We start from the raw sequence: 24,596 nt of genomic DNA, 5'->3' as shown, positions 1-24,596 counted from the left end.
TCCGGGTCGGCGAGTACAGACCTGTGCCGAACAGCGGTTTTCCTTGTCGGCACGGCGAATCGGTCACGAGGCTGGGTGCTGTGTCGGCAACGCACCAGCGGTCCCCGGATCCACCTGCGGGACACGTGCGTCCCGGCAGGTGATCGCGGACGGTATCAGGCTCCGGTCTCAGGACTCGTCGATTTCCAGTGCCCCGGACGGGCAAGCATCCACGGCCTCCCGCACCGCTGCGTGACCGCCCTGTGGTCTCGGGGCGAACAACCGCACCCGGCCGTCGCCCTCGTCCTGATCGAAGACCTCCGGTGCGACAAGGGCGCACATGCCCGCGCCGATGCAGCGCTCCCGATCCGCGGAGATTCGCATCCCGGTCACTTCCTCGTCCAGGTGACCGGCAGCTCGTGGACGCCGTAGATGTTCATGTCGGTCCTGAGTTTCACCTCGTCGGCGGGGATGGCGAGCTCGAGGGTCGGGAAGCGACGCAGCAGCCCCTCGAACCCGGCGCGCATCTCGATCCGGGCCAGTTGCTGGCCGAGGCAGGTGTGGATGCCGTGGCCGAAGGCCAGACGACCGCGGGCCTCGCGGCGGATGTCCAGGGTGTCGGGGTTGTCGAAGCGCCGGGGGTCGCGGTTCGCGGCCAGCAGTGAGACGACGACGGTCGATCCCTTGCCGATCAGTTCGCCGCCGAGTTCGATGTCCTCCGTGGCGTAGCGATAGAAGATGTCGGCAACGGACAGGTAGCGCAGGAGTTCCTCGACGGCATCGGGGACCAGATCGGGGTCGGCGCGCAGTGCGGCCAGCTGCTCGGGATGCTCGAGGAGCGCGAAAGTGCCGAGCGCCAGCATGTTTGCGGTGGTCTCGTGGCCGGCGAGCAGCAGCAGGAAGGCGATGCCGATCAGTTCCTCGATGCTGAGGTCGTCCTGGCGGGCCAGGTCGGACAGGAGGTCGTCGCCGGGTTCGGCGCGTTTGCGCGTGACCAGTTCGGCGAGATACGTGGTCATCGCGCCGTACGCGGCCATCTTCTCGTCGAGCGACTGGTCCTTGACCAAGAACTGGGCGGAGTTGGTCTGGAAGGTCTCCCGGTCCTCGTAAGGGACACCGAGCATTTCGCAGATCACCAGCGAGGGCACCGGCAGGGCGAACTCCTTGACGAGGTCGACCGGCGGGGTCAGGCGTGCCATCTCCGCCAGTTGCCGCTCGGCGATGTCGATGATGTGCTCTTCGAGCTGCTTCATGCGTTTGACGGTGAAGGCGCCGGTGAGCATGCGCCGCAGCCGGGTGTGGTCCGGCGGGTCCATGGCGATGAACAGACCCGGAATCTGTGGGGACGGTTCGGTTGCCGCGGGCATGCCGGGGGTCTCGTACGGGATGTGGACGATGCCGATGTCCTGGCGGGAGCTGAACCGGGTGTCGGCCATGAGCTGGCGGACCGCGTCGTAGCCGGTGACGAGCCAGCCCTCGTGCCCATCGGGGAAGACCAGGGGACTGACCGGGCGAGCCTCGCGCAGCCGGGTGATGTCGCGGGGCGGGTCGAAGGGGCCCGCATCGCGCTCCATGGGAAGGCCGTGCGGGATGGGAACCGTCTGACTCATCGGATTTCCTTTCGTGGCGGTTGTTGTGGCAACACTCGCCGACGGACCTGACATGCGACTGTCACGGCTCTGACACCGACCAGCGCACGCGCGGCTTCCGCACCACGTCAGCGGCACAGGCCCGCAGACCGCCCATGGCAAGATCAGCCAGGTGCAGATCGGGATACTTGGACCATTCGAGATACGCACGGCAGACGGCGTTTACGCCGACGTGCCGGGCGCGCGGCTGCGCGGGCTGTTGATCGCCCTCGCGCTCGAACCAGGTCACGCGGTCCCGAAAGCGACGCTCATCGACTGGATCTGGGGAGAACAACCTCCTTCCGACGCGGCGAATGCGCTGCACCGCTTGGTTTCCCGGCTGCGGAAGGCGCTGCCGGAAGGGATGGTCGAAGGGCAGACGGACGGCTATCGGCTGCGGGTGGAACCCGATGCCGTCGACGCCGTGCGGTTCGAACGCCTCGTCGCCCAGGCCCGCAATGACGAGGGTCCCCAGGGAGTACGGCGGCTGCGCGAGGCTCTCGCGTTGTGGCGCGGCGCGGCCATGCAGGACGTCGGTCTGCAGGACAGTGCGGCGTTCGACGTGGTCGTCACCCGTCTCGAGGGGCTACGCCTGACCGCCATGGAGGATCGGTTCGACGCCGAGATCAGCCTCGGCCACGGTGCGGAGCTGGTCACGGAACTGACCGACTCGGTGGCCGCGCATCCGGTGCGAGAACGGCTCGTCGCCGCATTGATGCGTGCCCTCGTCACGACCGGTCGCGACACCGAGGCGCTGCTGGTGTACGAGCGGGCGAGAGAAACCCTGGCCGACGAGCTGGGCGTCGACCCCGCACCGGAGCTGTCCGCCTTGCACATCGCGCTGCTGCGGGGCGAGCTGGGACGGCGGGAGGACAACCGGAAGACCAACTTACGTGCCGAGCTGACCAGCTTCGTCGGCAAGGACGCCGATGTCGCCGCGGTCGGCGAACTCATCGCCGAACACCGGCTCACCACCCTGATCGGGCCGGGCGGCTCTGGAAAGACCCGACTGGCCACGGAAACCGCGCGCACGCTGCTCGGCGACCTGCCGGACGGTGCCTGGCTGGTCGAACTCGCGGCCATCGGCGCCGACGGTGACACCGGAGGCGGGCGCACGGGGGATGGGCCCGAAGGGCAGGGAAGCGGGAACAATATCGCGCAAGCGACGCTCGCCGCGCTCAAACTGCGGGATGCGCTGCTCGGCGAGGCGCCGGACGCGGAGCCGACGGATCGGGTGATCGCCGCGGTCCGCGAGCGGGCGATGGTGCTCGTTCTGGACAACTGTGAGCACGTGATCGAGTCCGCGGCAGCGTTCGCCCATCGAGCACTCGGAGAGTGCAGGCAGCTGCGGATCCTCGCGACGAGCAGGGAACCCCTCGGCATCACTGGTGAGGCACTGTGGCCGGTCGCACCGTTGGCCTTACCCGCGGAACACGCCGACCCCGGCGAGATCGCGTCGGCTCCGGCCATCCTGCTGCTGCTGGACCGAGCCCGCGCGGTGCGCAAGGACCTCACGACCGACGCCCACACCTTGTCGACGTTGGCGCGCGTCTGCCGGGCACTGGACGGGATGCCGTTGGCGATCGAACTCGCCGCGGCCAGGTTGCGCACCATGTCCCTCGATCAGCTCGCCCACCGGCTCGACGATCGGTTCCGCCTGCTCACCGGCGGCAGCCGGGCCGCGCTGCCGCGGCACCGGACGCTGCGCGCGGTGGTCGACTGGAGCTGGGAGCTGCTCACCGACGCGGAACGGGTTGTCCTGCGCAGGCTTTCGGTGTTCTCGGGCGGGGCGAGCCTGGAAGCAGCCGAGCGGGTCTGCGGGAGCGAGGCGGTCGAGGCGGGTGAGGTACTCGAGTTGCTGACCGCGCTGACCGAGAAATCGCTGGTGCTCACCGAGGGCGACTTGGCGCCACGCTACCGGATGCTCGGCACGATCAGGGAGTACGCCGAACAGCGTCTCACGGAGGCGGGGGAATCGGATTCGGCGCGTCGTGCGCATCTCGCGTATTTCACCGAACTCGCCGAAATCTCGGATCCGCATCTGCGCCGCGCCGAGCAATTGGAATGGCTCGCAACGCTGGAGGCCGAGCACGACAATATCGCTGCCGCGATGCGTGGTGCGCTCGCGGCCGGCGAGGCCGACGGGGTGATGCGGCTCGCCGCGGCCGCAGGCTGGTACTGGTGGCTCGGCGGGCACAAGGCCGAGGGCAACGAGTTGATCCTGGCGGCCACGGCCATGCCCGGCGAGGTGGCCGACGAGATCCGGGCAGTGGTGTACGCGTTCGTCGTTCAGTTCGTGATCTCCGGGCCGCAGAGTGACCAGTACAACGCGGAGGAGTGGATCCGCAAAGCTTACGAATCCAGCAGGCGTGTTCAGAGCCGTCACCCGGTGCTGAGGTTTGCCGCCCCGCTGGAACGCATGTTGCAAGGGCCGGACGCGTTCCTGCCCGCGTGGGAATCACTGCTGGCCGACGACGACCCCTGGGTGCGCGCCCTGGGCAGGCTGCAGCTCGGCAAATTGCGGATCCAGCTCGGCTATGGCGGCCGGGATGCGGACACCTATCTCGAGGCGGCGCTCACCGAGTTTCGCGCGCTCGGCGAACGGTGGGGGATTTCGTTCGCCCAGACCGAGCTGGCGAATCGCATCGCCATGCGCGGCGAGTTCGCCAGTGCGTGTGAGCATTACGAACAGGCGATCGCGGTCGTCACCGAGATCGGCGCCATCGAGGATGTCGTGCCGTTGCGGTCGCGGCAGGCCCAGTTGTACTGGCTGTCGGGCGACGAGGAGTCGAGCGCGGCGGCCATGGCCGAGGCGCAGCGGTCCGCGGAACGAGTCGCCTGGCCGAATGTGCTTGCCGAGCTGGCGCTGTCGAAGGCGGAACTCGCGCGCTGGATCGGCGATGCCGAGCAGGCATACCGGCAACTCGACATCGCGACAACGCTGCTCGGCGATGACGCCGAGCGGGCAATCGGCCGCGCGATGAAACAGGATCTGCTCGGCTATCTCGCCGAGGATCTCGACGAGGCGCGCGCACACCGCGTCGCGGCCTTGCAAGCGGCGTCCGAGGCGGGGCACGCACCCCTGATCGCCCGGGCGCTCGTCGGGATCGCGGATCTGGCGCTGCGTGACGAAAACTACGAGCAAGCCGCGCGGCTGCTCGCGGCGAGCGCAGGCGTGCGTGGTCTGGCGGATCACTCTCAACCGGATGTGGTCAGGATCGAGCAGGCCGCGCGAAGCCGCCTCGGCGACACGCGGTTCACCGAGGCGGCACAGGAGGGGGCGTGGGCGAGCTGGCACGAGTTGGCCGCGTTCACGCTCGCTTGCTGAATGTCGAACGCGCCCACAGGTACCCGACGACCGCGATCCCGACGCACCAGGCGATGGCGGTGATCGCATCGCCGGTGTTCGGTGCGCCGTCGAGCAACCCGCGCAGGGTTTCGATGATCGGCGTGAAGGGCTGGTACTCCGCGAACTGCCGCAAGCCCGGTCCCATCTTCTCCGCAGGCACGATCGCGCTGCTGAAGAACGGCAGCATGACCAGCGGCACGGAGGCCATGCCCGCCGTTTCCGGAGACTTCGCCGCCAATCCCAAGGCGACCGTGAGCCAGCTGGCCGCGACACCGAGCAGCACGACGATGCCGACCACACCGAGCCAGTCGAGGACATTCGCCGACGGACTGAATCCCAGCAGGAACGCCACTCCGACGAGGGCCGTGATGGCGATCAGATTGGTCAGCACAGTGGCGATGACATGACCGCTCAACACCGCGCCGCGGGAGACGTCCATGACCTTGAACCGGTTGATGATGCCGTTCGTCATATCGGAGTTCACCGCTGTCGCGGTGGCCCCCAGCCCGTAACAGACCGCCAACAGGATCAGGCCGGGCGTGGCGTAGTCGATGTAGTCGACGCCGACGTCGAAAGCGTCGCCGAACATGTACACGAACATCAGCATGATGATGATCGGCATCAGGACCGCGTTGAACACCGAGGTCGGGTTCCTGGCGATGTGTTTGAAGTTGCGGCGCAACATGACAATCGAAGGGGACTTGGCGGTCATTTCGCGACTACCTCCGTGGTGTGGCCCGTCAGGGCGAGGAAAACGTCATCGAGGTCGGGTGTGTGCACGGAGAACTCGTCGGCGGTGAGTCCGTACTCGTCGAGCCGGTCCAGCAGCACCCGAAGCGATTTCGTGCCGCCATCGCTGGGAATCCGCAGGGTCAGTGTCTCGTCGTCCTGCGTGGAGTCGGGGAACAGACGCGCGGCCGCGCCGAGCTGTGAGCCGTTGGCGAACCGGAGCCGGACGTGCGTCCCGGGGATCTGGCGCTTGAGATCGTGGGGAGTGCCCTGAGCGACCAGGCGGCCCTGGTCGAGTACCGCGATCCGGTCGGCGAGTTGATCGGCTTCCTCGAGGTACTGGGTGGTGAGGAAGATGGTCACGCCGTCGGCCACCAGGTCGCGGATGATCGACCACATCGTGCGGCGGCTGCGCGGGTCGAGTCCGGTGGTCGGCTCGTCGAGGAAGATGATCTTCGGGTTGCCGACGAGCGTCATCGCCAGGTCGAGCTTGCGGCGCATACCGCCGGAGTAGGTCGACGCGGGCTTGTGCGCCGCCTCCACCAGCTCGAAGCGTTCCAGCAGTTCTGTGACGGTCCGCTTGCCTGCCTGGTCGGGAATCCCGTTGAGGTCCACCATCAGCTGCAGGTTCTCCTGCCCCGTCAGCAGCTCGTCCACCGCCGCGAATTGACCGGTGACCCCGATCGCCGCGCGCACCGCCTTGGCCTCGGTCGCGACGTCGTGGCCGGCAACGCGTACCGTCCCGCCATCGGCCGTGATCAACGTGCTCAGCACGTTCACCGTCGTCGTCTTACCCGCCCCATTCGGGCCGAGAAGGGAAAAGATCGTTCCCGCAGGGACATCCAGATCGATGCCATCGAGCACCACCTTGTCCCCGTATGCCTTCCGCAGCCCGGAAACCGCGATCGCTGAATTACTCATGCGACCACCATCGGCACCCGGCCTGACACCGGCCTGTCACGCCCCTGACACGGAGTTCCGCATTGACGTTCACACCGCTCCGGGAGACGATACGATCCGTCGAGGATTTCCGTATCCGCTGAGCAGATCGGCAGCACGACAATGCTTCTCGCCACCGCGTACGACATTCTGGCGCAAGTCGGCAATCCCACTCCCGAGCCGCCGCCGGAGTCGGAGAAGTTCCTGCAACTCAGTCGGTACCTGGTCTGGCTCGCTGTTATCGGGCTGATCGCGCTCGTGGTGATCGGTATTCCGCTGATCGTCGTGCTGGTGACCCGCCGGTCCACGCGTCGTGTACCGGGCGGGCCGGGCGCAGCTCCGGGCTACGGCGGCCCGCACCAGCCGGGGCCGGGTGGTCCCGGCGGTGGTGGTCCGGCGGGAGGCGGGCACCACGGCTACGGTGGCGGTGGTCCGGGCGTGTGAGCTCCGGTCCGGCGGGGTCGGCGATCCACCGTGACGGAAAGTCGTTGTCGGTGCACAGATGTCAGCGATCTCCGCGTGGAAACCGATCTGCGAAACTGCTTCCGATCAGCTCAGGACAACGGTGAACCAGAGTCGAACCTCGGTCGTCATCGGTGCCGCGAACTGTGAGCGACGAGGCGTCGGCGTCCACGGTGGCGGTGATGGTGGTGGTCTACAGGACTGTGCTGGGAGCGAGTGCTGGCAGTTCTCGAGTCGAAATCTCGTGCGCCTCTTCAGGATCGATGCCCAGTGCGCGCAGCAGCAGCTCTGCGGTCGACGCCCCTGCCTCTCTCCATGTTTGATGACCTTCCAGCACCATCCACATCGCACTCAATGTGGAGCCCAGAACCATGGAGATGACGCTCTCGATGCTGGCCGAGCCGAGTATGTAGCGCCCTGAGGCAACTCCGGCCTGGAAATCTTCCTGCGGCGGCCCGGCCAACCATGTTCGGAGTATTTCCTTGGTGAGCAGGCCGAACTCGACAGCGAAGCGACCCATCAACGGGTTGTCGTGGCCGGTTCGAATCCACAGCCGTACGCCCGTTGCCATCCGGGCGGCGGGGTCGTCCATGCCGGTGAACGTCGCGGCGACACGCTGGTGCATGTCTGTACTGATGTCGTGCACGACGCGATCGAACAGGCCCTCGATCGAACCGATGTTGCGGTACAGCGTGCCTCGGGCGACATTGGCTTGCTGTGCCAACTCGCTGATGGTGATCTGGGTGGTCCCCTTGTCCACGAACAGCTGAACAGCTGCGATGAAAATTCGCTCTTCCGTCGGTGTCATGCGCCCCGGTTCCGATCCAGTGCCCGCTCGTGTCCAATCAGCTGAGACTGTAGCAGGATCGAACGAGTGGACGCATAATTGAACACCATTGTTCAATTAGCGGCTGGAGGGTCCTGATCTGGCGGGGAGGCGCACCGTTTAGCGCTGTCGTCATCTACGGTGCACTCCGGCGGCAGGTGCCGCCGACGAGCGGGCCGATGGATGTTGCGGGTGAGGGAGTAGTGGCTCGTGGCTATTTCGCTGGACCAGGCCGACTCGGTGATCTCGGCCGCTCGTCAGGCGGCAGCCGAGCTGGGGGAGGCCGTCTCGCTTGCGGTCGTGGAGGCCGGCGGCAAACTGGTGGCCTTCGCGTGTATGGACGGCGCACCTCGGTATACGACCGAAATCGCAAAACGCAAGGCAGACACGGCCATTGCGCTCGGATTCGACACAGTGCACATGACCACCGCCACGCCACAGGGACAGCCGCTGGTCGGTGGACCGCAGCAGTCGGGTGCAGACTCACTGGTGCCCAACGGGGCGGTGGCGTGATCATCTGGGTCCGCGGCACGGTTATCGGCGCGCTGGGCGTATACGGCGCGGCCTCCTCGATCGCCGACCACAAGATCGGCACAGTTGCCGTCGCCCAATTGGATTGACGGCCGCCGAAATTCGCCAGCTGGCGGCCCCTTCGCTCCGGGCGCCGAGATGTTGTGGTACCCGCCGAGCGGGAGGGGGAGAACAGCGTGGCGATCGCCTATAGCGAGTCGACGGCCCGACTGCTCGAGTATTGATGGCGGTGTGGCACCAATAATCGCTGGTGGTGGCGTGGCACGATGGGGTTGCCGGCGATCCGAGGGCGCAGTTCATGGCACACCGCATTCCACCGACCGACCGTGAAAGCAGGCAGCGTTCATGAACGGTACCGATTTCCCTGCCCCTGACCAGGGACTACTGGTGACGCACTTTTTGACCGTGTCCGACGTGGGTCGCTCCCGGGCCTTCTACGCCGACATCTTCCACGGCCGGGTGGTGCTCGAGGAGAACCCGTGCATCGTCAAAGTCGCCAACAGCTGGATCATCATGAACCCCGGCGGTGGACCGACCCCCGACAAACCCGATATCGTCCTGCGTCCCCCCGAGCCCACCGATGCCGTTTCGGCGTTCCTGAACGTACGTGTAGCCGACATCGCCGCCTTCTATGCCGACGCACGCCGCAAGGGTGCCGAGTTCCTCACCGAGCCCCTCGACCGCAAAGCCGAAATTCGCTGCTACCTGCGTGATCCGGACGGCTACCTCATCGAGATCGGCCAAGCCACCGGCATGCTCGAAGGTATCTTCGCCGACCGCTGAATCTCCGGTGCGCATCCTGTCATCGGCTCCGCCGCCCGTCCGCGGGTCGTGCGATGAGCGGAGTGTGGATGGCGAATCGCTCTCGTGGATGGCGACAGAGACGCGGGGCTTCGGCCGCCGATGCGTATCTCCTGATTGGACTTACCGCATGTCCACCGTAGGTTCAGGCAGCTCTACCGATGCTTGGCATCGTGCTCTTCGATGTATGTTGGCGCTGCTCACACCTCTGGTAATGTATGCGCCGCTAACTAGACTCTGGCGGTCTGCGAAAGGCTTCGGTGTGGTCGGGACAAGGAGCACGCGGTGAACAAGTACACGGTGAAAGATGGCGGGGCCAAGCTGATGAACCTTGCCCATCGGTTCGTCCTCACGGTCAGCGGGAACAGATTGCTGGCGAACCCATTCGGTATGCCGGTGGTCGAGTTGCACACGACCGGGCGCAAGTCAGGGCTTCCGCGGTCGTGCTACCTGACCGCTCCGGTGCACGACTCCGATCGGGTAGTGCTCGTCGCGTCGAAGGGCGGTGACGATCGGAACCCTGATTGGTATCGAAATCTCCAGTCGCGCCCTGACGCTGAGCTGGTCATCTTCGGCCGTCGGCGCAAAGTGCACGCACGTACCGCGAGTCCGCGGGAGAAGGCGGAGCTCTGGCCGCAGATCATTGCGGCATACAAGGGCTATGCGGACTATCAGCAACGAACCACGCGCGACATCCCCGTGGTGATCTGTGAGCTGCGGGCCTGAGTAGTGGATGCCGCACACCTGGCGGGTTCGGGTGTCGGGTATGCGCGCAGGCCTCGGACATGATGCCCACCCTTGTGCAGGCGTCGGATCGGCGCACGGTGCACCGCCGGTGGCCGGATGTGGGGGGTGGGAGGTCCGGCGACACGGCGGTCACTGTGGACATTCGTCGGTGGCCGTGGTCGGGGTGGACAGCTGGGCAGCAGCGGAGTAAGGCTAGTGGGGCAGTGCCGATACTCGCCTTAGGATCCGATGCACTCGGTGCGGAGGTCCGAGTCAACCACTTCAAAGCGAGCGACGATGGATGAGGGCCCCGGCGCGGCCGCACCCGGTGGTGGTCGCGTGACGGCAACGCAGACCGCGTTGACGGGTTTGGTTGCCCAGTTCGCCGAGCACTGGAAATCATCGAACGAACCGCCCAATCTGTCGGCCCACCTGCCGGGCGATCCTGCGCTGCGGCGGACCGCGCTGATCGAGCTGATCAAAGTGGATCTGCACGAACGCTGGCGGCGTAGCGGCGCCGCGCCGCGCCTTGCCGACTATCGCGCACAGTTCCCAGAACTGTGCGCTACCCCGCTGCCGCCCGATCTCGTCTACGAGGAGATCAGCGCCCGCAGTCGCCGCAACGACGTCGACTTGAGCGAGTACGAGGACGAGTACCCTACCCAGCTGGCCCGCATCACCGAGGGTTTCGATGTCGGCGGCCCACGTACCACGCTGCTGGCCGAGCCCAAGGCGCTCGACGCTCTCGACTCCATCAATCCGGGCGATACCGTCGATGACTTCGATCTGCTGCTGTCGCTGGGTCGCGGTGCCTTCGCGCGCGTATTCCTGGCTCGGCAGCGGTCGATGAGCCGACTGGTCGCGGTGAAGATCTCCCACGATCGCGGTACCGAACCACAGACGCTGGCCCAGCTCGACCACGACCACATCGTCCGGGTCTTCGATCAGCGTCAGATCGCCGAACAGCATCTGAAACTCATGTATATGCAGTACGTACCCGGCGGCACCTTGCTGGACGTGCTGGGACTGCTGCGACGCTGTCCACCGGCCCAACGCGATGGCAAGCTGCTGCTGGAGGCCATCGACGCCGCCATCACGACCGGCGGCGTGCTCGAGCCTCAGCTCTCGGCTGCGCGCGCGGGTCTGGAACGGCTCACCTGGCCGGAAGCGGTCGCGTGGCTGGGCAGCCGCCTCGCGACCGCTCTGGACTACGCCAACCGCCATGGTGTCCTGCACCGCGACATCAAACCCGCGAATGTGCTGCTCGCCGCCGATGGCCAGCCCAAACTGGCCGACTTCAACATCAGCTTCAGTCGGCACCTGCCCGGCGCGAACCCGGTCGCCTACTTCGGTGGGTCCCTGGCCTACATGTCCCCTGAGCAGCTCGAAGCCTGCCACCCCAACCTGGCCACTACTGCCGCCGATCTGGACACCCGCAGCGATCTCTACTCGCTGGCAGTGCTTCTGTGGGAACTACTCACCGGACGGCGACCGTTCGACGATGGGCACAGGGCCGGCGAATCGGAGCAGTCGTTACAAGCGATGATCGATCGACGCCGCCGGCCCATCGACGCGGCCCTGGAGGCCCAGGTGCCCCCCGACTGCCCGGCCGTACTGCATCATGCACTGCTCACCTGCCTTGCACCCGACCCCGCCGACCGATACCCCAACGGCGCCGAACTGGCCAAGAGACTGGAATTGAGTCAGGACCGGACCGCTCGCGACCTGGTCGACCCGCCCGCACACACCCTGCGGGCGCGGCTGCACATGCGGCCGATACCAGTGGTGATTCCGGCAAGCATATTCGGCCAGATCGTGGCCGGGCTCTACCTGTCCTATCACGACGTCCGGCTGATCGAACTCGAACTGGGAGAAAACGCCGCCGGGCAGATGACCCACCTGGGATACGTGGTGATGGCAATCGCCTACCCGGTCGCCGTCGTCGGCCTGCTGTACTGGTGCCGCAAGGTCTTCCTGGTGCCTGACGGCCTGCGCAAGGGCAGGTACTTCGACGAGACCACCCTCGCGCAGGCGCGCGCCGACACCCTCGCCTGCGGCGACCGAATCGCGGCGGTCGCATTCATCGGATGGACCCTGGCCACGATCATCTTCGTGGTGAAGCTCCTGTCGCTCGGGCCGATGCCGATCGGATTGCTGGCGAATCTGATCGCCTCGATCCTCGTCGCGGCCGCGGTGGCGGTCGTGTACACGTACTTTCCCGCCACTTTCTTCGTCATGCGCTGGTACTACCCCGGTCTGGTCGTCGCTGGGCAAACCTCCCCCGACGACGCCATCCGCCTCCATCGGCTGACCCGACGCAGCCGCGTGTATCTGGGTGTGGCAGCGTCGGTTCCGCTGATCGGTGTGCCGGCAGGGCTGATGTTCCTGACTCCACATCAGCAGGCAGCGGTGACCACCCCGATCGTTGCCCTCTGTATCGGTGGGCTCATCGGCTTCGCCGTCGCCCTGCGCACCTTCTACGCCCTGCAGTCGGACCTGGCGGCCCTCGCTCGCATCGTGGAGCCCAATCCCCAGTCCTGACCGCTGGACAACGCTGCCCGCTTGGCCGATCGCGCCGGCTGGCCCGCCACGTCGTAGGCCCACCGCAGGGCGCCGCGCGCAGCGAGGGCGGGACCGGAGTCCACGCCGATTGATCATTCTGCCGGGGGTCTGAGCTGAGACCTCGAGCGGAATCACCGTGTGCAACGCCGCCTCGGATATGGTGCCCACCCTTGTGCAGGCGTCGGATCGCGCACGGGTGCACCGCCGGTGGCCGGATGTGAGGGCGGGAGGTCCGGCGACACGGCAGTGAATTCACGACACCGCGTAGTAGACGGTGGCGGGATGAACTAGCGTGTGGCGTTATGGATTTCGTCTACAACGTCGTGGTCGTGACGCACTTGCTCGGTATGGCCGCGGTGATCGGCGGGTATGCGGCTGGGCAGCCCAAGGTCAACGAGGTGATGGTGTGGGGTGCGCGGGCCCAGATCATCACCGGGATCATCCTGGTCGGGATGGCCGAGTCGATCGCTTCGCTGGACAAAGACCTGAACATGGTGAAGATCGGCGTCAAGCTGGTGATCTCCGTGCTGGTCGCCGCGTTCGCCGAGATGGGGCGCGCCGATGCCAAGCGGGGCAAGGACGTGCCCTGGATGACGCACGCGGCGGGCGGTTTGGGCATCGTGAACGTGTTCGTGGCGGTGCTCTGGAGCTGATCGAGGCGGGAAGCGCTCGGGGCCCGCTGATCGGCGGGCCCCGAGCAACCTCACGACTCGAACAGAGTCTGCCCGAGGTAGCCGCCGGGTTCCGGGACGCCGGGTGGAATCACGAACACCGACGATCCGATCGGCGTCGTCCAGACGTTCAGCGCATCGAAATCGGCCAGCCGCTGCTGCACCGGCAGGTACTGAGCGTCCACGTCGCGCTGGTACGCGGCGAACAGCAGACCCGAGTTGGAGGTCTGGCCCGGCGCGGGGACGTCGTCGTAGTTGTAGCCGCGGCGCAGGAATCGCTCGCCGTCGTGGGTGTGGCGGGCGCGAGCGATGTGCGAGGAAGGCGGGATCACCGGAATGCCGTGCGCGTCGACGGCCGCGAAATCCGGGTCGTCGGATTCCCGGCTGCCGGTGAGCGGGGCGCCGTTGCCGAGCTTGCGCCCGATGGTGAGTTCCCTTCCCTCCGGGTCGATTTCGTCCCAGGTGTCCAGCGCCATCGCGATGCGCCGCAGCACCAGCGAGGTGCCGCCCGCGAGCCAGGGCTGGGCGGCGCCGTCGTCCCAGACCAGCCGGTCGAAGTCTCGCGCGGCGATATTGACCGTGCCATCGACCTGGCCCATCAGATTGCGCGGGGTCTGACCGGGCGCCGCGTCGCGGAACCCGCGCTGCACCCAGCGCACCGTGAGCAGCGAGGTCACGCTCCGGCACAGCACCCGAACGGCGTGCGCGACCGCGGTGGCCTCTTCGGCGCAGATCTGTAGCAGCAAATCGCCGTCGCTCCAGACCGGTTCGAGCCGGTCGATGGTGAACGGCGGCAGCGGCCGCAGCCAGGCGGGCCTGCGGTGCTCCAGACCCGCGGCCGTGAACACCGCGGGACCCAAGCCGACCGTCACCGTGAGCCGCGCCGGGCGCGCCGCCAGCTCGGGTTCGGTGTCGGCGAGCGCCGCGGTGCCCTGAGTGAGGCGGGCGGCGTCGCCGGTCCAGATCCTCATGATGCCCGCGATGTCGTCGCGATCCAGCCCCGGTCGCAGATCGAATCCGACGAATGCCGCGTGTGACTGCGGTGCGGTCGCGATGCCCGCTTGGTGCGGCCCATAGAACGGTGCGGTCGCAGGCGCGGCCCCGTGCGCGCCGGTGTCGCGCCCGGTGAGTGCGACCGCACCGGCCCCGAGGCCGACGGCGCCCGCCGTAGCGGCGCCCCCACCGAGGAGGCGCCTGCGGGTGAAGCCCCGGGGTCTGATCGGCTCAGGCACCGGGCGTGTGGGTCGGTGCGGGCGCGCCCGCGTGATGGTCGCCGTCGGGCACGTAGTTCTCCTGGTTGCCGGGGAAGTCACGCACTTGCGCGGTGAAGGTCATGGTCGAACCGTCGTCGAAGGAGAGCGTGACCGGAGTTTCGGAACCGGTGCGCAGCGGGCCGTTCAACCCCATGAACATGATGTGATCGGCGCCGGGCGCCAGCGCCAGCGACTCGTGCGGGGGAATGACGAAACCGCCCTTCTTCGGACGCATCGTCTTGGTGCCGCTCGCGTCGGCGACCACCTCGTGCAACTCCACCCTGGCGGAGGCGGGACTGGTCGCGGACACCACGGTCAGCGTCTTGTCGCCGGTATTGGTCAGTTCGCCGAACGCGGCCGACATCTCGCTGTCCGCGGCCTTGATCCACTGGTCCTGGATGGTGACGGCGTCGGCGGCCCGGGCCGGGGCGGGCGTGCTGTCGGTGGAGGAACAGGCGACCAGCAGGAGGGGAGCGGCGGCGAGTGCCGCGGTGCCGCGCAGTAGGCGGGAGGGGCGGCGGGTTCGGTTGGTGGAGAACATGGAGAAGCTCCGTTCGAAATCGGGAAGTGAGAGGGGACCGCCATCGGTCTGGGCCGGCGTCGCGTTCGTGCGCGGCAGACACCGGTCGTCGTGCGCTTTGTCTTGTCACACAGCTGATTTGCCGACCGGTCGCGAACGGCCGAGCTCATCGGCAACGAGCGACAACAGGGCATCGTGGTGTCGCTGAGCGGCCGGAACTCGGAATCGAGCTTTCGGACGGCTCGATTCGCGAACCGCATAAACCAGCTCGACTGGAGTTACCGCGCGTCCGTCGCCGACAGCTGCCTCGGATCGACGGTGCGAGCGCGAGTACACACGGGATCGGCCTTCACCACGTCCAGCAGACATGGCGGCAAATCCCTTGTCGGGCAGGGGCGTCGGCGAATATTCGACGCCTGGAACTCGATGGCGGTGTGAGGCCTACCGATAGACCGGTGGCCCCCGGGTTCCCATCCCGGAGCCGAGGAGCAGTTTTCGCGGCATCACGGCGTCGCGCGTGGCGACGAGAACAACCGCGCGAAGCGCGGGCACAGGCATCGCGCCGAGAACCCGCACGGCACGCCGCACACTCGACGCCGCCCTGCCCGCTGCCGCTTCGGCGCCGCGAATCAGCAACGCCCCCACGGGAATCGCCGCGAGGTGGGCGAGGAGCATCAGCGCGGTCGCGTGCGCTCCGTGGTGATGACCGGGGGACATCGTGAGCGCGGTGTGGCCGACGGCCTGTCCGACTGCCAGCAGTCCCATGAGTTCGAGCAGCCCGGCCCGCGTCCGGAGGGAGCCGACGAGCACGCCCACCGCCGCGCAGGCCCCGATCAGCAGGGCGACCGACGACTGCTCGGGCGAGATCACACCACCGCCGAGCGCGTGCGCGGCGATGCTGACCGCCCCCGAGGCGGATCCGACGAAGGCGCCGCGCAGCCGCGTCGCTCCCACCGCCGGTTTACGCACCGGCCCATACTACCGCCGGTCGTAGTCGTCGACCAGACACACTCCCTCGCGGTGGACGACACGCCGTCCCGCGCAGCAGTCGTCGCGACTCCGGCACTGGGCCGAACGGCCCAGCCGGTCGTCCGCTACGCCGGTCTCAGGCGAGCATCGGCAGCAGATCCGGCCGTTTCGGTTGGATGCCGGTGCCGGACGATCGGCCGCGCACCCGGCGGACGACCCACGGGAGCATGTGCTGTGTGGTCCAGGCCAATTCGGTCGCCACGGTCTCGGCCACCGTGCGTCGCACCGGCGGCAACGGGTCGCGCCAGGTCGCGTCGGCGCCGGGAAGCGTCAGGATGTCGGCGACCGCGCGGGCGACGAGGTCGTGGCCGAGCGGGCTCAGGTGCAGGCGGTCGGCGGACCATACCAGCGGATGCGTGGTGGCGGCGACGGGCTCGAAATCGATCAGGGTGAGCCTGTATCGGCTTGCGAGGCGGCGCATCTCGGCGTTGAGCTCGCGCACGCGCGGGGACAGCGGTCGCACGAAGGGCGCGACGCCGCCGATGTCGGGGTAGGTGAAGGTGATCACGCGGGCGCCGGTGGCGGTGAGTTCGCCGAACATGGCGTGCAGATCGGCGAGCAGGGCGGCGCGATCGAAGCGCGGCCGGATGAGGTCGTTCATGCCCGCCATCACGGTGACGAGATCCGGTCGAAGCGCCACGGCGGGGCCGAGTTGTTCGTCGCGGATCTGGGCGGCGCGGCGGCCGCGGATGGCGAGGTTGGCGTAGCGCAGGGTGGGCGTGCCTGCACCGAGCAGTGCGGCGAAGCGGTCGGCCCAGCCGCGGTGTCCGCCCGCGCCGTCGGGGTCTCCGATGCCCTCGGTCTGGCTGTCGCCGAGCGCGACGAAGCGGTGGTAGGAGGGGGCGGATCCGGTGTCCACGTTCGGCTCCTGCAGGTAGGCGGCGACGCGCGCGCACCGGTCACCTCCGGTGCAGCAACATCCTACGAGCGCGGGAGGGTTCGGGCCATTCCAGCGCGGGGCTCCGGAGTGTGTGCGAAGAGGCCACGTCCGTGCACCGCGGGCTCGGCGGTGGACCAGGGCGCCAGGGCGGTGATGAACATGAGTTCGCACCAGGACAGCGCCGGGTTCGCGCCCCGGGCGAGCGTGTCGAGCAGCGACAGTTCCACGTCGTGTCCTTCCCAGGCGGTGCCGAGCCAGCCCGCGTCGAATCGCAGCAGGAATTCGTCCGCGTCCCGCGGCGGCGTCGGCGGAGCGTCGACCGCGAGGTGCACGGCGGCGGCGATCGCGTGTCTGTCGTCGGTGTGAAAGACGCAATGGTCCAACAGCAGGCGTTCGAGGGCCTCGCGCAAGGGCAGGGTGTCGTCGAGATCTTCCGGCCCGGCCGGGCGCACCACGTATTCGACGAGCTCGGCCACGGTGGTCGGATCCCATTCCAGCCGGCCGTAAGTGGCGCACCAGGCGTGGGCGGGGTTGTCGGGTTCGACGACGAGGTCGAGATCGAGCTCCCCGCTCGCGGCGGCTTCGGTGAGCCTGCGTGCGTCCACCTGGCGGGAGGAGACGAGCAGGCGAAGCCTCGCGTGCGCGACTCCGGCCGCGGTTCTGGCTTGCGCCGCGAGCCGGATGCCGTGCAGGGCCGCGATCGTCGCGGGCACCACGCGTTCGCCGCCGCCGGCGTCGCGTCCGAGCGGGCCGTACCAGAGCGGTCGTCCGTAGCGATCGGTCACCGCGAAGGTGCCCGCCACGATGTCTCCGGCGACCGCGAGGGTGATTTCTCGGGCCGGTGCGTCATTCTTGGTCGTCATACCTGTTCCCCGTTCGATGGCGTCCGACAAACTGATCCAAATCGAGAACAGCGGAAGAGTCCATACACTCGCCGGTATCGGAATTGCACTGTCGGGTACCTGCTCCGGTTGGTATCGGAATGGCGGGGGTTCGAAGAATGCCTTTCTCAGGGGAATCGTCGCCGGACGACGGTAGTCATCGATAGTCGAGTAGGGCCGAAACATGGTGCGGCACACGGTCTTAGAAGGGCTCGCGCCGAGAATGTGAGTTGCGCAACACCAGCCTCCTCGTCTTGCGAATACCGGACGTTTTGCTTTTAATTATGCGTGCCCAGCAGGCTTGGGGGATTCAGCTCGACGACGGCGTGGAAACATCGCCGGAGGCGGTCGGCGAGTGGGAGCCGAACCTCGCTGTGGTTCGTATGTCGGGGTTCGTCGAACCATTGTCCTAGGAGCATCGCCTTGCCGATTCAACCTGCCGGGGGAGCCGAAATCAGACAACTACCCTTCCCGACTTTCGGCAGCGTGCTGCGTCGTTTACGCGACGAGCGCCGGATCTCCCGGGAAAAGCTCGCCTTCGAAACCGGGGTCAGCACCAGCTATATCAGTCACCTGGAGAACGGCGTGCGCGCGAATCCCACCCGTTCGGTGGTGGAAGCGCTGGTGCGTTACCTGCGGAACATCCGCGCGATCAGCGGAGCGGAACTCCGCTACCTGTTCGATCTCGCCGGGCTCAGCACCATCGACTATCCGGGCGTCGACGCGTTGCGAGCCGAGATCTCCTCGGATATGCGGCACCGTCTCACGTTGCACGAACCGACGCTGGCCGCCTATCTCGACACCCGCTGGAATGTGCTGGCGTGCAACGATTCTTTCGCCGCTGCCTTTCCCGGAATCGACGCTGAAGTCAGTCTGCTGCATTGGTTGTTCGGCAGCGATATCGCCCGCGGCGTGCTGGTCGAATGGGAGGCGGAAGCCCGGGTTTTCGTGCACTGGTTGCGCGGGCTGTCCGGACAGGAACCGGAGGCCACATGGCCGGGCGATGTGCTCGCCGAGTTGGCGGAGTATCCGGATTTTCGCCGGCTGTGGCACGAGGGGAATGTCGCCTACGGGCGCGATCGACCGGAAATGCTGATCGCCGACCCCGCCACCGGCCGGGCCGATCGCGTCGCCGTCCAAGTCTTTCGCCTGGATTCGGGAAACTATCCCGGCCGTATCCAGTTCTTCGTCGGCACCCGCCTGCCGTAGCCGATCGAAATCGGTTGAGCGATGGACGCCGGAGGATCGGTCAGAACGGCTCGAATCCGGCTCCGGGCCCGCCCGCCCGATCGATATCGTGGAGCACCTTGCCGATTTGCGTCGCCACCGCCGGATCGTGCACCGCCACCTGGGGATGCTGACACGCCACGTCGAACACCGTCACCCCGAACGCCGAGACGCCCGTGTGGCCGATGTTCATGCCCACCAGGCGATCACCGACCGTGACAGGCCCGCCGGAATCACCTGGCTGCGAACAGACCTGATTGCGGAACCACTCCTCGTTCTGATCCCACACGACGCCGCAGCCGTGGCCGGAGGTGCGTCCGTTCTTGCAGACGATCGTGCCCGGCGCGGGCGGTCCGCCGATGTCGGCGATCACGGTCCCGCCCACGCTGCGCAGCGGGACGACGCGTTCGCGGTCGAACTCGATGACGGCATAGTCGTCCCAGCGGTCGACCTGTACTACGGTGCCGACGGGGCCCACCCAGGGCGCGTGCTCGGCCCGCACTGGTATGCCCGGCATGGTGCAGTGTCCGGCCGTCAATCCGACGAGACGCCCGGCGTTGTCGTAGCCGATCGTGGTCAGCGTGCAGGCCGCCGACTGGCCGAGCACGATGCCCGATCCGCCGCCGAGGACGGCGGGCTCGACCGCGGACGCGCGCCCTGGCGACATGATGGCGATGAGCATCGCGGACACCGCGGTCAGCACGATGCGAGTGACACCCGACCGTCGCGTTGTGGGCCGGACCTGTTGCGTTGGCGCCGGATTCATGAGCGTCGGGCCGCGGCCGCGGGGTGGATGTTGTGATGCAGGTGGAAGACGTTGCGCGGGTCGTATTCCAGCTTGACGGACGCCAGCCGGGCATAGTTCTCCCGGCCGTAGCCTGCGATCACCCGGTCCATCCCCTCGTCGCCGATGAAGTTGAGGTACACCGATCCGGTGGAGAAGGGCCGCATCGCGGCGATGGAGTCGCGGACCCATGCGATGCCCGCCGCGTCGTCGGCGGCGTCCTCCCACAGACCGAACGGATGGACCACCCACGCGGCGCTTCGGTGGGGTTGCGGCCAGTTCTGCGCGCCGGCCGCGACGGCGCCGCCCCACGGCAGGAGCAGACTCTGCGAGGCGGTGGGGACGAGCATGGTCATCCCCTGTTCGTCGAACCGTCGCAGTGCCTCGTCGGGCAGGGCGGTGAGGTGTTCGCCGGACCAGTAGTTGCGCAGGCCCGGTGGATCGTCGAGCGCGCACTGGATGTCGCAGTAGGGCATTTCGGTGAGCAGCTCGCCGTCCGGTTTCAGCGCCAGCATCGGCGCGAGGACGTCGCGCAGTTCGGCCGCGGTGCCCGCATAGATGCCGATGCACACCACCAATCGCTTGCCCTGGAGTTCGGCGGGGACGAACTCCTCCGGTGGTCCGGTCAGGTAGGCGACGGCCCCGCCGAGGTCTTCGGTGACGCCGCGCACGACGAGGTCGCGGTAGGCGGCGAGGACGTCGGGTCCGTGCTCGGCTTCCCAGAACAACAGGGCCAGCGAGGTCACCGGCAGCGGGTGCAGCCCGAAGGTGAGTCGGGTGGCCACCCCGAAGTTCCCGCCGCCGCCGTGCAGCGCCCAGAACAGGTCGGGATGTTCGTCCTCGGATGCGTGGATCTCGATGCCGTCGGCGGTGACGAGGTCGACGGCGAGCAGGCTGTCGGACGCCAATCCGAACTTGCGCTCCAACCACCCGGAGCCGCCGCCCAGGGTCAGCCCGGCCACGCCGGTGCTCGACACCCGGCCGCCGGTGGTGCCGAGGCCGTGCGGCTGGCAGGCGCGATCGAAGTCCGACCACGTGGCGCCGCCCTCGACGACGGCGGTGCGCGCGTTCGGGTCGATGGTGACCGAGCGCATGCCGCGCAGGTCGATGACCAGTCCGCCTTCGGTGAGGCTCGCGCCTGCGACGCTGTGGCCGCCGCCGCGCACGGCCACCTCCAGACCCGTGCGGTCGGCGAAGGCCAGCGCGGCGCGGACGTCCTCGGTGCCGGTGCACTGCGCGATCATCGCGGGCCTGCGGTCGACCATCGCGTTGAAGATCGTCCGCGCCGCGTCGTAACCGGGATCGTCGGGTGTCAGCACCGAACCAGCGAACTGGTGCCGCAGGTCCGCAGCGGCTGCGTAAGGAGAGTGCGTGGTCATATCGCCTCCGTGTCACCGGCGTGGGCATCGTGTCGGCAAACTTCGGTCGGGTCAGTCACGCTACGCGCGCGGATGCGGGGGTTGGCGTGGTTGTCGAGAGCGATGCCGAGATGCAATCCGGCCGCGACGGGGCCTTTCGGGGCGGCGGGCGCCTCGGTGCGGAGGGGTGTCGTGGGGGATCGGGCCGGTGGCAGTGCAGGCTGATGCGCGCGGTAAATGGCTGGCTACCAATGGGTTCGGTGTACCGCGCGGCGCGGCTCGCTCGTCCGGTCGGTCCCGGCGGCCGTCGGCGGCGGGCGTGGCGATGCCGAGACCGGACCCGGTCGTCCCGTTGCGGCGCGGACACGGTTCGGTCTCGGGACGGTCGCGAAGGTCGGGTCAGCCCGCGCCGCGCGCGTTGTACACCGTGAGCCCGCGCTCGACCGTCATCCGGCGGTACTCGCCGAACACCTCGACCGCCCGCTCGCGCAGCACGCCGGAGGTCACCGCGATGCCGCGGAGTTCCAGTTGCTCGGACCAGTCCGCGCGCATCGGGCCTTCGTCGAACCCGGTGAGCTGTTCCAGCTCCGGGCCTTCGCCCGCGATGACGAGCCGTCGCACACCCGACCAGAGCACCGCGCCGTAGCACTGCGCGCACGGACGCCAGTTCACCACGAGTTCCCGCCGGGGCGATCCGGCCGCGCCAAGGTCCCAGCCGCCGACCCTGGTCTGCGCGAGCGACAGGGCGACGATCTCGGCGTGCGCTGCGGAAATGCGACTGTCGAGCACCAGATTGACCCCGGCCGCGAGCAACTCTCCCGAATCGGTGTCGACGACGAGGGCCGCGAACGGCCCGCCGGAGCCTTCCACGGGATTGCGGGCGGCGAGGCGGTGCGCGAGCGCCATGCGATCGGCATCGGTGGGCAGTGTCGCGGGCGCGGCGGCCAGTTCCTCGATCACCCATTCCGGTAACCGCGCCCCATACGAGCAGGGCATCCGCGAGACGTCCACGGCGCTCCCCTTTCCTCGGCGGTGCTGCTCACGACCAGGCTAGAGACGATCGATTGCGGGGCCATTGCCGGTTCGAGTCCTCCGGATGACGGGCTCCACCTTGGGTTTCCCGTCGCGGAGGGTCAGGGCTTGATGACGAGGCACGCCAGGTCGGTGCCGCCATGGGGGCTTGCGCCTAGCCGTATAGCAGCGATAGTCCCATCATTCCGACAGTCGCCGCGGAGACGAACGCCCCGCCGCCGATGAGAATGGCCTTCGGAACCGGGTTGCTCGCGGCCCTGGCGCAGATTGCCGCCACCAGCCCGACGATGACGGCGATCAGCACCACCACGACCAAGCCGACGATCACCGGGCCCCTGGAATTGCTCTCCATTGTGGAATTCCTCGGTTTGTGAAACACCTTGACGTATCACGTAATTGGGCTCGATCGGGAGGTCAGGCGGGCGCATCGCCCCGATCATCGGAGAGCCTAGGTCGACCAGGAGCGAGATGCAAGAACAGCTGTAAGCACATCTGCAAGTACAGAATCTGTTCGAATGGTTTTCGAACATTTCGTGGTGGCGCGCACGGAATCTCCACAATTGCCGACACTGCTCTCCACAGCGGGTGGTTAGGGTTCCGAGCATGGAGCTTCGGAATGTCGAGCGCGGCGTCGCGGCCAACGGGCACGCGGCGCGGCGGATTCTGGTGGTGGACGACGAGGTGACCATCGCCGAATCCGTCGCCGCGCGGCTGCGGGCGGAGGGGTACACCGTCGAACTGGCGCACGACGGCCCAGGCGCGGTGGCCGCGGTCGAGGCGAGCGAGCCCGACCTGGTGGTGCTGGACGTGATGCTGCCCGGCTTCGACGGACTCGAGGTGTGCAGGCGCATCCAAGCCGGGCGCGGAGTGCCGGTGCTCATGCTGACCGCCCGGACCGACGAGACCGACCAGCTGGTCGGTCTCGGCGTCGGCGCGGACGACTACCTCACGAAACCGTTCTCGCTGCGCGTTCTCGCGGCGCGGGTCCACGCTCTGCTGCGCCGCGTCGAGCGCGCCGCCGACCGGGAGAACGCCGCGATCGTCGTCGGTGATCTGCGCATCGATCTGGAGCAGCATCGCGTCTGGCGCGGCGAGGCCGAAGCCAAACTGACCCCGCTCGAATTCGAGCTGCTCGTCCGGCTGGCGCGGCGGCCGCGCGCGGTGCTGGCTCGGGAACGTCTGCTCGAGGAGGTGTGGGACTGGGCCGATGCCGCGGGCACCCGCGCGGTCGACAGCCACGTGAAGGCGTTGCGGCGCAAGCTCGGCGCGGACCTGATTCGCACGGTGCACGGCGTCGGGTACGCCCTGGAGGCGCGATGAATTCCGACGCTTCGCGGTCCGAACTTCTCGCTCGCCGCTGCCGCGAGTTCGCTGACGTGGTGGCGGAAGTGTTGCCGCGGCCGCTGGATCCGATCCGGTCGATCAAGCTGAAGCTGGCAATCCTGATGGTGGTGTCGGGCGGTGTCGCGTTCGCGTTCTTCCGCTTCCAGATCGGCTGGCTGCCGCCGCGCACGACCCTGACCGCGGTTCTGATCGCCCTGGCAACCTCGCAGGTTCTGGCGCACGGTATCACACGGCCGCTGCGTGAGATGACCGCGGCCGCCCAGCGCATGGCCCAGGGCGATTACACCCGCCGGGTACGAGCGAGTTCCCGTGACGAGGTGGGTCAGCTGGCCGAGGCGTTCAATCGGATGGCCGCCGACCTCGCGGCCGTGGACCAGCAGCGCCGCGACCTCATCGCCAACGTCTCGCACGAGTTGCGCACACCGATCACCGCCTTGCGCGCGGTGCTGGAGAACCTGGTCGACGGTGTCTCCGAACCCGATCCCGGCACCCTGCGCACCGCGCTCGCGCAGACCGAACGGCTCGGGCTGCTGGTCTCCGAACTGCTCGACCTGTCCAGCATCGAGGCGGGCGCACGGTCGCTGGACCGCGAGGACCTGCCGGTCGCGCCGCTACTCGCCGAGGTGGTCGCCGAGGCCGAGGTGATGGCGGCGGCGCTCGGCCGCGGCGTGCGATTCAGCGCCGACGTCCAGCCCGGCAGCGCGCGCGTCGACGCGGACCGCGCACGTCTGCATCAAGTGCTGATCAACCTGCTCGACAACGCCGCGCGGCACGGCCCGGCGGGCGGTGAAGTGCGGATCACCGCCCGCGCGCAGCATGGCGAACTCCTCATCGACGTCGAGGACGAGGGGCCGGGCATCCCGCTCGCGGAACGGGCCGCCGTCTTCGATCGCTTCACCCGCGGCGGGCGAAGCAACGGCGGCGGCACCGGACTCGGTCTCGCCATCTCCCGCTGGCTGGTCGACCTGCACGGCGGCACCATCGCCGTGGCCGACCCAGGCTCCCGCATCCGCGTGGTCCTGCCCGCCCCCTGACGGGCCGGACCCGACCGGCAATCCATCCACCGCAACCTGGACCGCCACGAG

Annotated in this window: 24 protein-coding genes; 10 read left to right on the top strand and 14 right to left on the bottom strand. The window is 68.0% G+C overall.

The annotated features are described in order from the left end of the window. Positions 1-168: 168 nt before the first annotated feature. On the bottom strand, positions 169-363 hold the full coding sequence (locus ACRWNM_RS09810) for a ferredoxin (protein WP_431965764.1): 195 nt from the start codon (positions 361-363) through the stop codon (positions 169-171). A 5-nt stretch (positions 364-368) separates the two neighbouring features. Continuing rightward, positions 369-1,589, bottom strand: coding sequence for a cytochrome P450 (locus ACRWNM_RS09805; RefSeq protein WP_431965762.1), 1,221 nt, complete (start codon positions 1,587-1,589; stop codon positions 369-371). A 151-nt stretch (positions 1,590-1,740) separates the two neighbouring features. Here ACRWNM_RS09805 and ACRWNM_RS09800 point away from each other — a divergent pair, with 151 nt between their 5' ends. Further along, a complete protein-coding gene (locus tag ACRWNM_RS09800; protein WP_431965760.1) occupies positions 1,741-4,935 on the top strand; it encodes a BTAD domain-containing putative transcriptional regulator in 3,195 nt (1,064 codons plus the stop codon). Here the strand turns inward: ACRWNM_RS09800 and ACRWNM_RS09795 are convergent. Both ACRWNM_RS09795 and ACRWNM_RS09790 read right to left on the bottom strand, forming a co-directional pair. Beyond that, positions 4,919-5,668 (bottom strand): ABC transporter permease, encoded by a 750-nt coding sequence (locus ACRWNM_RS09795; protein WP_431965757.1) that lies wholly within the window; start codon positions 5,666-5,668, stop codon positions 4,919-4,921. The genes ACRWNM_RS09800 and ACRWNM_RS09795 overlap by 17 nt on opposite strands. Continuing rightward, positions 5,665-6,606 carry an ATP-binding cassette domain-containing protein gene (locus tag ACRWNM_RS09790; RefSeq protein WP_431965755.1) on the bottom strand — a complete coding sequence of 314 codons (942 nt, stop codon included), beginning with the start codon at positions 6,604-6,606 and terminating at the stop codon, positions 5,665-5,667. Before ACRWNM_RS09790 ends, ACRWNM_RS09795 begins: the two co-directional genes overlap by 4 nt. A gap of 141 nt (positions 6,607-6,747) precedes the next feature. On the opposite strand from ACRWNM_RS09790, the gene ACRWNM_RS09785 reads away from it, so the two are divergent. Continuing rightward, positions 6,748-7,068: a hypothetical protein gene (locus ACRWNM_RS09785; RefSeq protein ID WP_431965753.1), complete on the top strand. Its 321-nt coding sequence runs from the start codon at positions 6,748-6,750 to the stop codon at positions 7,066-7,068. 211 nt (positions 7,069-7,279) lie between these two features. Here ACRWNM_RS09785 and ACRWNM_RS09780 read toward each other — a convergent pair whose 3' ends face one another. Further along, positions 7,280-7,894, bottom strand: a complete 615-nt coding sequence (locus ACRWNM_RS09780) for a TetR/AcrR family transcriptional regulator (RefSeq protein ID WP_431965751.1) — start codon at positions 7,892-7,894, stop codon at positions 7,280-7,282. A 228-nt stretch (positions 7,895-8,122) separates the two neighbouring features. On the opposite strand from ACRWNM_RS09780, the gene ACRWNM_RS09775 reads away from it, so the two are divergent. From ACRWNM_RS09775 to ACRWNM_RS09755, 5 genes are all read left to right on the top strand, one after another. Beyond that, a complete protein-coding gene (locus ACRWNM_RS09775) occupies positions 8,123-8,425 on the top strand; it encodes a GlcG/HbpS family heme-binding protein (protein WP_431965749.1) in 303 nt (100 codons plus the stop codon). 405 nt (positions 8,426-8,830) lie between these two features. Beyond that, positions 8,831-9,226 carry a VOC family protein gene (locus ACRWNM_RS09770; protein WP_431965747.1) on the top strand — a complete coding sequence of 132 codons (396 nt, stop codon included), beginning with the start codon at positions 8,831-8,833 and terminating at the stop codon, positions 9,224-9,226. 342 nt (positions 9,227-9,568) lie between these two features. Further along, positions 9,569-9,970: a nitroreductase/quinone reductase family protein gene (locus ACRWNM_RS09765; protein WP_431966165.1), complete on the top strand. Its 402-nt coding sequence runs from the start codon at positions 9,569-9,571 to the stop codon at positions 9,968-9,970. 339 nt (positions 9,971-10,309) lie between these two features. Further along, positions 10,310-12,511, top strand: coding sequence for a serine/threonine-protein kinase (locus tag ACRWNM_RS09760; RefSeq protein WP_431965745.1), 2,202 nt, complete (start codon positions 10,310-10,312; stop codon positions 12,509-12,511). Between the two features lie 323 nt (positions 12,512-12,834). Next, the gene (locus tag ACRWNM_RS09755; protein WP_431965743.1) at positions 12,835-13,185 is read left to right on the top strand and encodes a hypothetical protein; all 351 of its coding nucleotides are present in this window, start codon (positions 12,835-12,837) and stop codon (positions 13,183-13,185) included. 50 nt (positions 13,186-13,235) lie between these two features. Here the strand turns inward: ACRWNM_RS09755 and ACRWNM_RS09750 are convergent, their stop codons facing one another. The 5 genes from ACRWNM_RS09750 to ACRWNM_RS09730 form a co-directional block, all read right to left on the bottom strand. Next, the gene (locus ACRWNM_RS09750; RefSeq protein ID WP_431965741.1) at positions 13,236-14,435 is read right to left on the bottom strand and encodes a Dyp-type peroxidase; all 1,200 of its coding nucleotides are present in this window, start codon (positions 14,433-14,435) and stop codon (positions 13,236-13,238) included. Next, positions 14,428-14,997 carry a copper chaperone PCu(A)C gene (locus ACRWNM_RS09745; protein ID WP_431965739.1) on the bottom strand — a complete coding sequence of 190 codons (570 nt, stop codon included), beginning with the start codon at positions 14,995-14,997 and terminating at the stop codon, positions 14,428-14,430. The genes ACRWNM_RS09750 and ACRWNM_RS09745 overlap by 8 nt, the downstream gene beginning before the upstream one ends. 420 nt (positions 14,998-15,417) lie before the next feature. After that, the gene (locus ACRWNM_RS09740) at positions 15,418-15,945 is read right to left on the bottom strand and encodes a hypothetical protein (protein ID WP_431965737.1); all 528 of its coding nucleotides are present in this window, start codon (positions 15,943-15,945) and stop codon (positions 15,418-15,420) included. Between the two features lie 136 nt (positions 15,946-16,081). Further along, positions 16,082-16,864, bottom strand: coding sequence for an SGNH/GDSL hydrolase family protein (locus ACRWNM_RS09735; RefSeq protein ID WP_431965735.1), 783 nt, complete (start codon positions 16,862-16,864; stop codon positions 16,082-16,084). Between the two features lie 62 nt (positions 16,865-16,926). Next, positions 16,927-17,748 (bottom strand): hypothetical protein, encoded by an 822-nt coding sequence (locus ACRWNM_RS09730; RefSeq protein ID WP_431965733.1) that lies wholly within the window; start codon positions 17,746-17,748, stop codon positions 16,927-16,929. Between the two features lie 441 nt (positions 17,749-18,189). Between ACRWNM_RS09730 and ACRWNM_RS09725 the strand changes: the two genes are divergently transcribed. Next, on the top strand, positions 18,190-18,975 hold the full coding sequence (locus tag ACRWNM_RS09725) for a helix-turn-helix domain-containing protein (RefSeq protein WP_431965731.1): 786 nt from the start codon (positions 18,190-18,192) through the stop codon (positions 18,973-18,975). 40 nt (positions 18,976-19,015) lie between these two features. On the opposite strand, the gene ACRWNM_RS09720 is transcribed toward ACRWNM_RS09725, so the two are convergent. From ACRWNM_RS09720 to ACRWNM_RS09705, 4 genes are all read right to left on the bottom strand, one after another. Beyond that, positions 19,016-19,696 (bottom strand): S1 family peptidase, encoded by a 681-nt coding sequence (locus tag ACRWNM_RS09720; protein ID WP_431965729.1) that lies wholly within the window; start codon positions 19,694-19,696, stop codon positions 19,016-19,018. Between the two features lie 59 nt (positions 19,697-19,755). Further along, positions 19,756-21,156 (bottom strand): FAD-binding oxidoreductase, encoded by a 1,401-nt coding sequence (locus tag ACRWNM_RS09715; protein ID WP_431965727.1) that lies wholly within the window; start codon positions 21,154-21,156, stop codon positions 19,756-19,758. 378 nt (positions 21,157-21,534) lie between these two features. Beyond that, the gene (locus tag ACRWNM_RS09710) at positions 21,535-22,146 is read right to left on the bottom strand and encodes a nucleoside deaminase (RefSeq protein WP_431965725.1); all 612 of its coding nucleotides are present in this window, start codon (positions 22,144-22,146) and stop codon (positions 21,535-21,537) included. A 175-nt stretch (positions 22,147-22,321) separates the two neighbouring features. Further along, positions 22,322-22,519: a hypothetical protein gene (locus ACRWNM_RS09705; RefSeq protein WP_431965723.1), complete on the bottom strand. Its 198-nt coding sequence runs from the start codon at positions 22,517-22,519 to the stop codon at positions 22,322-22,324. A gap of 251 nt (positions 22,520-22,770) precedes the next feature. Between ACRWNM_RS09705 and ACRWNM_RS09700 the strand changes: the two genes are divergently transcribed. Next, positions 22,771-23,487: a response regulator gene (locus tag ACRWNM_RS09700; protein WP_431965721.1), complete on the top strand. Its 717-nt coding sequence runs from the start codon at positions 22,771-22,773 to the stop codon at positions 23,485-23,487. A gap of 125 nt (positions 23,488-23,612) precedes the next feature. Further along, entirely contained in the window at positions 23,613-24,545 is a 933-nt protein-coding gene (locus tag ACRWNM_RS09695) for a HAMP domain-containing sensor histidine kinase (protein ID WP_431966163.1), read from the top strand. The last annotated feature ends 51 nt before the right edge of the window (positions 24,546-24,596 follow it).

Source organism: Nocardia sp. bgisy134 (assembly GCF_965341865.1).
GTDB lineage: Bacteria > Actinomycetota > Actinomycetes > Mycobacteriales > Mycobacteriaceae > Nocardia.
The sequence above is the reverse complement of the archived record's forward strand: the minus strand, read 5'-3'. Positions and strand labels throughout refer to the sequence as shown.